We start from the raw sequence: 11,623 nt of genomic DNA, 5'->3' as shown, positions 1-11,623 counted from the left end.
AGAGCATGACGTAAGGCGCTGCGAATACAAGCGCAAGATTACAAAAGCCGACCGGCAAGTTGTGTGATACAACAAAGATAGATTATGATGAGTTGAGTTTGCTTGGGAAAGGAACCATGCCAATGAATAATACACCTATGCTGGAGCTCCCGCTGCCGAATCGGTTCAGCTTCGACGAAAACTTGCGTTACCTGTCGCGTTCGGCCAACGAATGCATGTTTCATATCGAAAACGGCCGCATCTATAAACGTATTCCGGCTCTGCCGCATAGCCCGCTCGTCGAGATTAGCGGCGATCGCGAAGATACACTCGTCATTCGTTATTTAGACCCTACGCTCCCGCAGTCGGACCTACTGAACGATGCCGTTATCCGTTATGTGCGGGACTGGTTTGATCTGGACACCGACCTGGAGCCGTTCTACCATATGACCGCCGCCGATCCGCTGCTATGCAAAGTCGCGGATGAATTTTACGGGCTGCGGATCATCGGGATTCCGGATTTGTTCGAGGCGCTGTGCTGGGGAATTATGGGGCAGCAGATCAATCTGACGTTTGCCTACACGTTAAAGCGCCGGTTTGTCGAAGCATTCGGCGATCGCGAGGAATACAAGGGAGTGAGCCATTGGTTGTTCCCTGAACCGCAGCGAATCGCGGAGCTGTCAACCGGCGATTTGACCTGTCTGCAGCTGACAGGCAAAAAATCCGAGTACATGATCGGCGTAGCCCGGCTCATGGCCGAAGGCTCGCTCTCCAAGCAAAGCTTGGTGCAAGCAGGCGACCTTGCGGCAGTGGAGAAGCAGCTCGTCAAGATTCGGGGGATCGGACCGTGGACAGCCAACTACGTGATCATGCGCTGCCTTCGCATGCCCGCCGCCTTCCCGATCGACGACGTCGGACTGCACAATGCGATCAAGCATGTTCTTGAGCTGGATCATAAACCGTCGATCGCGCGCATCCGGGAGCTGTCCATGCCCTGGGGCGAATGGAAAGCGTACGCAACGTTTTACTTGTGGAGATGCTTGTATTGATTTTAAATTAACTATGCGAATCATTAATCATATTAACTAATATTTGCGTTAATTAAATAGCTAGGCGGAAACGCGGAATAAAGCTCCTCCCTGTTAAGAGGAGCTTTCCGATTTCAACTCCAGCAGTGTAACCCGGCGCTTGCCCAGCTTCCAGTGGACCACCCGGTCGTAACGGTCATGCGATATTTTCTGTTCCTTGCTCGAAACGATCGCGACGAGCGATACCGGAGCGAGCAGCGGGATGATGTGGCTCAGCAGTTGATTGACGGGATCGCCGGCAGCCGATTGCCAATCGACGACGTTGCCGTAAGGCACATCGGTTATGATCATATCCAGCTTGCCGGCCTTGCCTGTCAGTCGATCCATCGGCTTGGTCGCGTCCGCCTCGAAACAGTCGATCGCTACAGGCTTGCTTCGCGCTTCTACCACCGACGCGAGCCTCTTCGCGCTCTCCAGCGCCTCTTCATGCGACGCTTTGCCGAATTGCTCGTACAGCTCGCGGATTTGGCCGATCCGCCGCTCCATCCCTTCGGGCGTCAGCAGCGATAAATTTCTTGCGGCTAACGACACCGCCGCGGGGTTCGTGTCGGATGCGGTCATTGCGCGAAGATCCTCGCCATGCAAAAATCCGAGTGACGTCAGCAAATACGCGCCGCCGCCGCACGGATCGTACAGATGATACGGCCCCGCATTTCCTTTACGGGTTAAGTGCTGCTTGGCACGCAAAAAGATTTCGCTGGCCAATCGCACGGGAAAAGCCGTTGTGCCGTGCTGATTGTACAATACACGTCCGCTGGCCAAATCTTCATAGTGATGGTCTAATGTAAATCGGTAACTCACCTGGTAACGGTCACTCCATTATTGAATCGCGCTTACCCGCGTCAATCGTATTTGTCTTCCTCGTCTCGAATGACATGCTCAAGTATGAATTCGGCTTCGGTCTCGAAATTCAAATAGAGCGGCGCCGGGAGCCGTTCTGTTAGCTCCGATACCTCGGGCAAAGCCAGAAGCTGCTCCATCGTTTGCGGGCGCGGCTTCAGCCGGTTGACCCACTCACGAAACGTATCAACGAAAGCGTAGAATGAAGCCTCGAATCCGTCGGCGGTTCCCTCCGCCTCCTCTTGCGACGCCTTGCCCATCGCCGCCCAGTTCGCGAGCGCCGTATCGAGCGCTTTCTTTACTGCTGCATCCATCCTGTCACCTCGCCCTCACCTGACGGTATTTGACAAAGCTTCCGACACGCCATACGCAAATGTACAAGTAAGCCATCACCATCGTCAGCACCGTGAATTCCGTATATTCCAGCCCTTTCAAGTACTGCGACAAGGCGACCCGGATAACGACGACGGCAATGATTACGTATTTGAAATTTTTATTGCGCTTGGCGTAAACCAGTCCGTCCTCCCGTTTCTCGTAGCCGGTATGGTACAGCATGATGCTGCCCAGCCCGATCCCGAGCAAGCCTGCGCACAGCAGCTCCCAGAGTGCCGGCAGGTGAAACGGGTGATCCGGCAAACGGGTCAGCGATTGAAGCGAAAAGCCGAATACGACAAGCAGCAAAGCGACGGGCACGAGCATGCCGAAGCCTTTGTTGCGGATCGGCCGTTCCTTCCTGCGGGATCTCAGCCAAATGACCAGAACGACGATGACGGCGGCGACGCCGTAGCCGACCAACGTTTCCGTGTTCATGCGCTCACATCCTTTCTTGGCGGTCATGCGAAAAGGCCAGTATTCCGTACTCAACCATTCATTATATACGAATTGGCGCGAAAACAAAATTCCGGCGGCCACTGGAACAATCTGTACGGCCGGGGAGGTACCATGTATAATGAAACTATCAAGATCAATCTATTAACCTTAAGGAGATTTTATCGAATGACAACCCTCGTCACGGTAATCGGCACGATTTTTGTCGATTGCAAAGGCTTTGCCCATCAACATTACAATCCGCTCGGCCGCAATCTCGGCAGCATTCAATTCGTACACGGCGGCGTAGGCCGCAACGTTGTTGAAAATTTGGCGAATCTGGGCGTTCCGTCCTCCTTCGTATCCACAATGGACGAATCCGCACTCGGCGAAGACATCAAGAAACGGTTGAAGGAGGCGAATGTCTCCATCGATCACGCGCTGCATACTCCAAGCGAAGGCATGGGCATGTGGCTCGCCGTGCTTAATGAGAACGGTGATCTCGTCGGATCCATCTCGCAAATGCCGAACCTGATGGCATTGCAAAACCACGTGCTGCAGCACGGCGAAGAGATCGTCAAACGTTCCTCCCATCTTGCGCTGGAGCTGGACTTGACGGAGCCGATCTCCCGTCGTTTCCTCGAGCTGGCCAAACAATCGAACAAGCCGGTGTACGGCATTCCCGGCAACCTCGACATTATTCTCAAGCACCGCGAGCTGCTTGACCTGCTGGACTGCTTTATATGCAACAACATCGAAGCCGAGAAGCTGATCGGCGATACATTCAACGAACTGGACCTTCAGGGTAAAATCGCCGCGTTAACCGGCTATGTCGATTCGATCGGTCTTCAATCGATGGTTGTCACCCTCGGCGCGGAAGGCTCGATCTATTACGATCGCCGAACGAAGCAATCCGGTTATCAACCGGTGTTCCCGGTTCAGCTCGTGGACACGAGCGGCGCCGGCGACGCGTTCTTCTCCGGTACGGTGACAGGCCTTGTGCGCGGTCTACCGCTCAGCGAAGCGGTCGTATGCGGTACGAAGGTAGCGGCCTGGACGATCGAGTCCAAGGAAAACAACTGCCGCGAGCTGGCGGAAAAAACGCGCAACGACGAAGTGTTCCAAGCGCTGCTGGTGAAATAACAATCGCACCGCACTGAAGCACGATTGTGAATCGTTCAAAAAAAAGGAGAAGGGCCAGATTGCACGGCCCTTCTCCTTTTTCTTGCTATCGCACTTCTTAGATGACGCCTTGCGCGATCATCGCGTCGGCAACTTTCTTGAAGCCGGCGATGTTGGCGCCAACGACGAGGTTGCCCGGGTGTCCGTATTCCTCTGCTGCAGCTACGGACTCTCTGTAGATGTTTTTCATAATCTGATGAAGCTTGTCGTCCACCTCGTGGAAGTTCCACGAATATCTCATGCTGTTTTGCGACATTTCCAGCGCGGATACCGCCACGCCGCCCGCATTCGCAGCCTTAGCCGGTCCGAACAGCACGTTCGCGTTCAGGAATACTTCGATCGCTTCCAGCGTGGAAGGCATGTTCGCACCTTCACCGATCGCTTGAACCCCGCCGGCTACAAGCTTCTTCGCCGACTCTTCGTCGATTTCATTTTGCGTTGCGCAAGGAAGCGCGATATCGCAAGGGATCGACCAAATGTTTTGGCAGCCTTCGGTGTAAACCGCATGCGGATGTTCAGTGACATACTCGCTGATGCGCTTTCTCTCCACTTCTTTCAAGCGGCGCACCGTTTCAAGGTCAATCCCTTTCGGATCGTAAATGTAGCCGTTCGAATCGCTGCAAGCCACTACTCTCGCGCCGAGCTGAGCGGCTTTTTGGATCGCGTAGATCGCCACGTTACCGGAGCCGGAAACGACAACGGTGCTTCCCTCGAAGCTGAGCCCTCTGGAGTTCAGCATCTCGTTAACGAAATACACGCAGCCGTAGCCGGTTGCTTCCGTACGGCCCAAGCTGCCGCCGTAGCCGATGCCTTTGCCTGTCAGGACGCCGGCTTCAAAGCTGCTGCGTATGCGTTTGTACTGGCCGAACATGAATCCGATTTCCCGTGCGCCGACGCCGATGTCTCCTGCAGGCACGTCTGTATCCGGTCCGATATATTTGTATAATTCCGTCATGAAGCTTTGCGTGAACCGCATGATTTCCCCGTCGGACTTGCCTTTCGGGTCAAAGTCGGAGCCGCCTTTCCCTCCGCCGATCGCTTGGCCGGTGAGCGAGTTTTTGAATGTCTGCTCGAAGCCGAGGAACTTGATAATGCTCGCGTTAACGGAAGGGTGGAACCGCAGTCCCCCTTTGTAAGGGCCGATGGAGCTGTTATACTGTACGCGAAAGCCGCGATTTACGCGAACAACGCCTTGATCATCCACCCACGGCACACGGAACGTAACCAGGCGCTCCGGTTCGACGAGGCGCTCTAAAACACCCAGCTGTCTGTATTTCGGATGTCTTGCAACGATAGGGACCAAAGAGTCCAAAATTTCTTTGACCGCTTGGTGAAATTCAGTTTCATTCGGATTGCGCTTAACGACCGTGTTGTAGACTTCCTGTACGTACTCTTTTGCTGCCGTTTCTTCTGTGTTCAGCGTTTGAACATTGCTCATGTGTGTTTCCTACCACCTTCGTAAAATGAATTCTTGCGCTACGTTATTGATGTAGTTAAATAAAACCATTCGACTTGTTTTATTTTTACACAATACGCGCAAAGCTTCAAGAATTTTTTACACGATGCGTGAGTTTTACCTAGTAATCCACCCTATTTTTACACATTTATCAATGCCCAGGCTCCCCCGGAACTCAAACTGCTGGCGTATGGGAAGACGCCTTTACTCGACCGTCAGCACGACCTTGCCACGCACGTGGCCGGTCTCCACTTCCTTGTGCGCGTCGGACGCTCGCTCCAGCGGGAACGATTTCCATATGCTGACACCTAGCTTTCCTTGCTCATACAGATCCAGCAGCGCGTTCAGCCTATGGACCGAACGCTTGCTGCGAAGCGTTCGAACGCCAAGCCTCTCGGCGGCAGCGTAGTCGACGATCGTGCCGATGCGCACCTTGTCCGCGACCAGCTCCGCCGACACCCGGAGCGCTTCGCCACCGACCGCGTCAAACGCCGCGTCGACTCCGCCCGGAGCAAGGGCGCGTACCCGCGCGGCCAGCCCCTCGCCGTACGCAACCGGAATTGCACCGAGCGACCGCAAATAATCGTGATTGCGCGGACTCGCCGTGCCGATCACAGTCGCCCCCGCCGCATGGGCGAGCTGCACCGCCATCGTACCGACACCGCCTGCGGCGGCGTGCACCAGCAGTCTGTCCCCGGCCCCCACGCCCAGCTCTTCCAGCGCCGTATGCGCCGTTTGCCCGGAAGCGCTCAAGGCGCCGGCTTCAAGCCAAGACATCCCCTCCGGTTTGAGCGCGATCTGATCGACGCCGACAACCACATACTCGGCATAGCATGCGAGTACCGACCAGCCGAGTACCCCGGCGCCCAACGCGAAGCCGGTGACGCCCTCGCCGATCTGGTCTACCAAGCCTGCAAACTCATTACCGACAATTTGCGGAAATTGGACGGGGAAGCCGTTGCCGCTCCAGCCGCCGCGCACCGCCGTATCGACCGGCTGAACGCCGGCGGCCTTGACGCGAACCCTCACTTGCCCCGGGCCGGCTTGCGGGTCGGCAAACCGCATCACCTGCAACACCTCGGCAGGACCAAAGGAAGAAAATGCCGCTGCTCTCATCTGAACCCACTCTCCTTCTAACCTTGTTATCGCTGTTTTGATTACAAAACCAGTGTATACGAGATGATCCATAATGAAAAATAGATGTTATTATATGTTATATATATACTCTGGTATATGAATGAAAGGAGAACGACGCGCATGGAACTGCTGCAATTACAGTATTTCCGAACGGTTGCCAGACTGGAACACTTGACCCAAGCGGCACAGGAGCTGCGCATCGCCCAGCCCGCGCTCAGCAAGACGATCGCGCGACTGGAGGAAGATTTGGGCGTCCCGCTGTTCGACCGGCGCACCCGGCAAATCCAGCTCAGTGCGTACGGCAGAGCGTTTCTCAAGAAAACCGAGGCAGCGCTCGCTTTGCTGGAGGAAGGGCGCAGGGAGATCACCGAAATGGCTGGATTGGAACGGGGCTCCGTCGTGCTGGCAACGACGACGCTGGAGCGCTTTTCAACGCCGCTTGGCGAATTTGTGTCGATGCATCCGGAAACCCGGTTTCGCTTGAAGCAAGCCTCGATGGAAGAAATCGGCACGCTGCTGAATGAGGGAGACATTGATTTTGCCATTACCGCCATGCCTCCGAATCGATCAGGGGTCCGATCGGTGCCGCTGCTGAGCGAAGAAGTGTATCTCGCCGTTCCCCCGCGCCACCGGTTCGCGCAGCGGGACAGCGTTGCGCTATCGGAGGTTGCAGATGAGCCGTTCATCGACTATAAAGAAGGGCATCCGTTTCGCCAAATGAATGACCGGCTCCGGCGCGATGCGGGAATGGAAGCGCGAATCGTCGGCGAAGTCGACGAGCCTGCCGCAATCGGCAGCTTGGTGCGGGCCGGACTTGGCGTCGCCTTTGTCGGCGCATGCAAATCCGATCAGGCGACACCGCTCATCAAATTAACGATCCGGAATCCGGGTTTTCGCCGCACGTTCCGGCTCGCCTGGGACGAGTCCCGGTATATGTCCCAGGCGGCGCATACGTTCCGTGAATTTCTAATAAGCTACTTCGCCCAGGAGTAGGACGTGCGCAAAGAGCGGACGCTTGTCGCGCGATCCGGCTTTATACACAGCGGTACGCCCATATCGGGTATATCCAAAATAAAACGGGCTGCCATCCACCGTTACACGGATAGCAGCCCGCTGTTCAACAGCCGCGGCAAGGGGGCAAGCCTCCTGCTCCTTAAGGCTTAGCCGAAGCGGTTGAGTCTGCCGACACTGCCGAACCGGGATTCAGCTTCTCGTCCTTCGGCAGCAAGGCGGCGAGCAGCCCGATCAGCGGCAGAAAAGCGCAAAGACGAATAACAAACGAAATGCTCGTCACATCCGCCAGCGTACCGAGCACGACCGAGCCGATGCCGCCGAGACCGAACGCGAGGCCGAAGAACAGCCCCGACACCGTCCCCACCTTCCCCGGCAGCATCTCTTGCGCATAGACGATGATAACCGAAAAACCCGAGAGCAGTATAAATCCGATGCAGACGCACAGCACCGCGGCCCAGAACACGTTCACGTACGGCAGAAGCAGCGAAAACGGCGCCGTACCCAAAATCGAGAACCAGATCATGTTGCGTCTTCCGAACCGGTCAGCCAGCGGGCCGCCGAAGAATGTGCCTGCCGCTCCGGCAACCAGCAACGCGAATAAGATCCACTGCGCCTGCTCGATCGTAATGCTGTAACGCTCGATCAAGTAAAAGGCGTAAAAGCCGGTCATGCTGGCAACGTACACGAATTTGGAGAATAGAAGCATGATTAAAATGAACAGCGCAAAAGCGATTGTCGTTCTCGGCAGCGCATACGCCGCTGCGGCCGCCTTCTTCCGTACCGGGCGGCTGGCCAAATCCCTCATGTACCAGCGGGCGACGAATATTTGCACGACAATGGCCACCGCTGCGGCCAGCGTAAACCAAATAATACCGAATTGGCCAAGCGGCACAAAGATCAAAGCGGTGAAGATCGGAGCCAGCGCCTGACCGATGTTGCCCCCGGTTTGGAAGATCGACTGCGCCAGCCCTCTCCGCGGACCTGCCGCCAAATACGCCACCCGCGACGATTCCGGGTGGAATACGGAGGAGCCGATCCCGATCAGCATAACCGACAGGATGACCTGCATGAAGCTGCCGGCGAATGCCAAGACGACCATCCCGATCAGCGAGAAGGCGACGCCGAGCGGAAGCAAGTACGGTTTGGGACGGGTATCCGTATAATAACCGATCAGCGGCTGCAGCAGGGATGCCGTAACGTTCAAGGTGAACGCGATCCACCCGATCTGGGCAAACGTCAAGCGCAGCGATTCGTGAAGGATTGGGAAAATCGCCGGAACGACCGATTGGATCGAGTCGTTCAGCAGATGCACAAGGCTGATGGATAAAATGATCGAAAATGCCGTCGCTTGCGACGAAACGCCCGGTGCGGCGTGAAGCTCCGTACCGGCAGCGCTGCTAGCGGCGCCTGACGGTTCGTTTGGTTCCCGATCGGCCGTTTGGTCGAACGATTCCTGCGGGGCCGGTTGAACGGTTGAATGACTCAATGGAAATCACCTCTTCATAATTATTCAGCATATCATCTGACGTTTAAGGGCAAACTGCTTTTAATCGGTTTTGGCCGATTTAGTCAGCAGCGCGACGGTAGCATTCAAATTTTGCAGCGTCCAATGTACTGCGGCGTCCGCATCCCGCGCTTTAATCGCTTCATACAATCCTTCATGATACGCGTTATGCGGATCATGCGCCTCCCGGTCCATCACGAGTTTGTTCAGCGCATCAAGCAGCTCGGATGAGAAGGTCCGGTACAAGTCGACGACGACTCCGTTCTTGCTTGCCACGGCCACCGACTGGTGAAATGCGATGTCCGCCTTCAAATAGCCGCCCATGTCGTCTTTCTCCAGCGCCTGCAGACGCGTGTCCAGATGCTCGCGCATAAGGCTAAGATCCTCGCCATCGCGGCGCTCCGCCGCCAGCTTCGCAATTTCGATCTCCAGCATTCTCCGGACTTCATACACCTCCAATATTTCCGCACGGCGCAGCCGGTGCGACAGCGGCTCCTGAATAATGGGATCGGAGATCAGGTATGTACCGAAGCCTTGCCGCTTCTCCAGCAAACCGGCGTGAACAAGCACTCTCACCGCTTCGCGGATCGTGGATCGGCCGACGCCGAACTGCTCCATCAATTCCGGCTCCGTCGGAATTTTCTCGCCATGTAGTATTTCGCCGCTCGATATTTTCTTTTGCAATTGAATCACGACATCGTCAACCAGCTTATGGCGATTCAACGCTTGAAACGTCACCTTTGACTTCATCTGATCATCTCCTGTCAGCACATCATAACACAGCCGGATTCGAAACTTCAATCAACATTTTGGAAATTTCGCACCCTTCATCCACAACACAACCTGTCCAACTACACTGCAAAAATTGTACTGAAGCTGTTCGGAAAGAGCAACTTTCTTTCTATATTTTGTAAGTTTTCCGCAACAAAAGCCGGCTTGTTCCACTGGTGGCCGAATAAGAAGCCTCATTCACAGACACATGTCCATCCGTATTCCGCGTTGCGCGGTTCAAGCCTTGCCGCCGCCTCTACGCTGTCTTACGCCTTGCTTTGCTTGATGGCGCATAGGGTTCGGTTCGACAGACCAACCGGGCGGTGCCTCTAAGCACGACTGAGAGGCTCGATCATGTGCGAAGATCGGGGCAAGCCCGCTTCGCAGCGGCGCTGCGCGCCTGTCATAGCACGCGCCGGCTCATGCCGCTGCGGCATGGTTCATCTGCAAAAAATGCGGTGCATGCAAGCCGGCCCGTCTCTTGCCCCGGAAAAGCTACATGCGTATTTCCGCCGCTTTCACGTGGCAAGGCAGCTGTTCGTAGGCGCCCATTTGCTGAATGACGGGCAGCAGCTGCTTCAAGGCGGTCTGGCTGAGTTTCCCTATGGTGGAGCACTTCACCATATCCTTGGAGGTCACCCCCGAGAACGCTTTGGCGAAGCCGTTCGTCGGCAGCACGGCGGTAATCCCGATCGCATAATTGGCCGCCGAGAACGGCGTATATTCGCCGAGCACGATTTCGCCTGCGTGCTTCAGCTGCTCCCGTACGCTCGTCTCCCGATCGCTGCTGCACATCACCATGACATGCTCCGGCGCAAAGTCGTTGACCAGTTCGCATGCCGAATCGATATCCACCGCGACGATGATCGTCCCTCTCCCTCCGTCTCCAAACACCTGCCGCAAATGCTGCCGGCGCCGCTCGTCCTCCACTTCTCCGATATATTGACGGAGCAGCTTCTCCGTCTCGACAGCCAAGCTTCGATCTGTCGTGACCAGCAGCGATACCGAATCCGGGCCGTGCTCCGCCTCATTCATCAAATCATAGGCAATGCGCGACGCATCCGCCGACGCGTCAGCGATAATCGCCGATTCGGTCGGCCCGAGACCGACGACCGTCTTTTTCCCGTACGCCACGGCGGCGCTCATGGCCGCCGCGATGCCTCCCGGCCCGGGGCCGTACACGCCGTCCACCTCCGGGATCGACGCCGTTCCTTGGCAAAATGCGGCGATAACGGCGACGCCGTTGCCTACGACGAACGCGTCCGCCCCGACCAGCTTCGCCGCCGCTACGGTGCCGGGATCGCCCAAGCCGCTAGGCAGCGGCGGCATTCCGACTACGATGCGCGGCACGCCCGCTGCCTTCGCAGCCGCAACGAGCATGATTGCGGTGGAGAGCAGCGGTCCTTTTCTCGCCGGAATCCAGATGCCGACCGAATCGAGCGGGCGGACGGCTTCTCCAATCACGGTTCCCGGCCGGATCTCCGTCTCCCACGACCGAGGCAGCAGCGCCAGATTGACCTGCATCACATTGTGGATCGTATGATCGATCGCCCCCCTCAGCGGCGCAGCCAGCGATGCTATACATTGCGCTGCGTAGTCTTCCGGCAGTGCGCTCTCCTCCAGCGCCACGCCGTCGAATCGGCGCGTTGCCTCCAGCACTCCCGTATCGCCTCTTTCCGCGACGTCGTCGAAAATCGCATACACGCCCGACAGTACACTTCGGTCAAACAGCTTCGTGTGCTCCGCAAATCGTTCTTTCAGCAGATCACGGTCTCTCGGATAATCGCAAATCATCGTTTTCATGGCATTACCTCCGCAAATAATCGATTCGTTAAACAAAAAAAG

11 protein-coding genes are annotated in these 11,623 nt (G+C 56.3%); 3 read left to right on the top strand and 8 right to left on the bottom strand.

The features are described 5' to 3' along the window. Positions 1 to 116 precede the first annotated feature (116 nt). The gene (locus KXG62_RS04575) at positions 117 to 1,028 is read left to right on the top strand and encodes a DNA-3-methyladenine glycosylase 2 (protein ID WP_218090754.1); all 912 of its coding nucleotides are present in this window, start codon (positions 117 to 119) and stop codon (positions 1,026 to 1,028) included. A gap of 93 nt (positions 1,029 to 1,121) precedes the next feature. On the opposite strand, the gene KXG62_RS04570 is transcribed toward KXG62_RS04575, so the two are convergent. The 3 genes from KXG62_RS04570 to KXG62_RS04560 are packed head-to-tail and all read right to left on the bottom strand — an operon-like array spanning position 1,122 to position 2,717. Further along, positions 1,122 to 1,868: a hypothetical protein gene (locus KXG62_RS04570; RefSeq protein ID WP_218090753.1), complete on the bottom strand. Its 747-nt coding sequence runs from the start codon at positions 1,866 to 1,868 to the stop codon at positions 1,122 to 1,124. Positions 1,869 to 1,909: 41 nt separating this feature from the next. Beyond that, positions 1,910 to 2,221, bottom strand: coding sequence for a hypothetical protein (locus KXG62_RS04565; protein ID WP_218090752.1), 312 nt, complete (start codon positions 2,219 to 2,221; stop codon positions 1,910 to 1,912). A gap of 4 nt (positions 2,222 to 2,225) precedes the next feature. Next, positions 2,226 to 2,717, bottom strand: a complete 492-nt coding sequence (locus KXG62_RS04560) for a CcdC protein domain-containing protein (protein ID WP_218090751.1) — start codon at positions 2,715 to 2,717, stop codon at positions 2,226 to 2,228. A gap of 186 nt (positions 2,718 to 2,903) precedes the next feature. Here KXG62_RS04560 and KXG62_RS04555 point away from each other — a divergent pair, with 186 nt between their 5' ends. Next, complete coding sequence (locus KXG62_RS04555) at positions 2,904 to 3,857, top strand: carbohydrate kinase family protein (RefSeq protein ID WP_218090750.1); 954 nt, start codon at positions 2,904 to 2,906, stop codon at positions 3,855 to 3,857. A 97-nt stretch (positions 3,858 to 3,954) separates the two neighbouring features. Here the strand turns inward: KXG62_RS04555 and gdhA are convergent, their stop codons facing one another. After that, positions 3,955 to 5,334: an NADP-specific glutamate dehydrogenase gene (gene gdhA / locus KXG62_RS04550; RefSeq protein WP_218090749.1), complete on the bottom strand. Its 1,380-nt coding sequence runs from the start codon at positions 5,332 to 5,334 to the stop codon at positions 3,955 to 3,957. A 222-nt stretch (positions 5,335 to 5,556) separates the two neighbouring features. Further along, positions 5,557 to 6,468 (bottom strand): NADP-dependent oxidoreductase, encoded by a 912-nt coding sequence (locus KXG62_RS04545; RefSeq protein ID WP_218090748.1) that lies wholly within the window; start codon positions 6,466 to 6,468, stop codon positions 5,557 to 5,559. A 141-nt stretch (positions 6,469 to 6,609) separates the two neighbouring features. Between KXG62_RS04545 and KXG62_RS04540 the strand changes: the two genes are divergently transcribed. Beyond that, positions 6,610 to 7,482 (top strand): LysR family transcriptional regulator, encoded by an 873-nt coding sequence (locus KXG62_RS04540; protein ID WP_218090747.1) that lies wholly within the window; start codon positions 6,610 to 6,612, stop codon positions 7,480 to 7,482. 160 nt (positions 7,483 to 7,642) lie between these two features. Here KXG62_RS04540 and KXG62_RS04535 read toward each other — a convergent pair whose 3' ends face one another. The 3 genes from KXG62_RS04535 to hisD form a co-directional block, all read right to left on the bottom strand. Beyond that, positions 7,643 to 8,836: an MFS transporter gene (locus KXG62_RS04535; RefSeq protein WP_246627305.1), complete on the bottom strand. Its 1,194-nt coding sequence runs from the start codon at positions 8,834 to 8,836 to the stop codon at positions 7,643 to 7,645. 213 nt (positions 8,837 to 9,049) lie between these two features. After that, the gene (locus KXG62_RS04530) at positions 9,050 to 9,757 is read right to left on the bottom strand and encodes a FadR/GntR family transcriptional regulator (RefSeq protein ID WP_218090745.1); all 708 of its coding nucleotides are present in this window, start codon (positions 9,755 to 9,757) and stop codon (positions 9,050 to 9,052) included. Positions 9,758 to 10,273: 516 nt separating this feature from the next. Continuing rightward, positions 10,274 to 11,581 (bottom strand): histidinol dehydrogenase, encoded by a 1,308-nt coding sequence (gene hisD / locus KXG62_RS04525; RefSeq protein ID WP_218090744.1) that lies wholly within the window; start codon positions 11,579 to 11,581, stop codon positions 10,274 to 10,276. Positions 11,582 to 11,623: the final 42 nt, after the last annotated feature.

Origin of the sequence: Paenibacillus solanacearum (assembly GCF_910593845.1) — a bacterium.
In the GTDB taxonomy this organism is placed as follows: domain Bacteria; phylum Bacillota; class Bacilli; order Paenibacillales; family NBRC-103111; genus Paenibacillus_G; species Paenibacillus_G solanacearum.
This window is presented reverse-complemented; position numbering and strand designations above follow the sequence as displayed.

What these genes read in the sequence shown, in the direction of transcription:
- KXG62_RS04575 (WP_218090754.1), top strand. Translation starts at nt 117, where the DNA reads ATGCCAATGAATAATACACCTATGCTGGAGCTCCCGCTGCCGAATCGG.
- KXG62_RS04565 (WP_218090752.1), bottom strand. Translation starts at nt 2,221, where the DNA reads ATGGATGCAGCAGTAAAGAAAGCGCTCGATACGGCGCTCGCGAACTGG.
- KXG62_RS04560 (WP_218090751.1), bottom strand. Translation starts at nt 2,717, where the DNA reads ATGAACACGGAAACGTTGGTCGGCTACGGCGTCGCCGCCGTCATCGTC.
- KXG62_RS04555 (WP_218090750.1), top strand. Translation starts at nt 2,904, where the DNA reads ATGACAACCCTCGTCACGGTAATCGGCACGATTTTTGTCGATTGCAAA.
- gdhA (WP_218090749.1), bottom strand. Translation starts at nt 5,334, where the DNA reads ATGAGCAATGTTCAAACGCTGAACACAGAAGAAACGGCAGCAAAAGAG.
- KXG62_RS04545 (WP_218090748.1), bottom strand. Translation starts at nt 6,468, where the DNA reads ATGAGAGCAGCGGCATTTTCTTCCTTTGGTCCTGCCGAGGTGTTGCAG.
- KXG62_RS04540 (WP_218090747.1), top strand. Translation starts at nt 6,610, where the DNA reads ATGGAACTGCTGCAATTACAGTATTTCCGAACGGTTGCCAGACTGGAA.
- KXG62_RS04530 (WP_218090745.1), bottom strand. Translation starts at nt 9,757, where the DNA reads ATGAAGTCAAAGGTGACGTTTCAAGCGTTGAATCGCCATAAGCTGGTT.
- hisD (WP_218090744.1), bottom strand. Translation starts at nt 11,581, where the DNA reads ATGAAAACGATGATTTGCGATTATCCGAGAGACCGTGATCTGCTGAAA.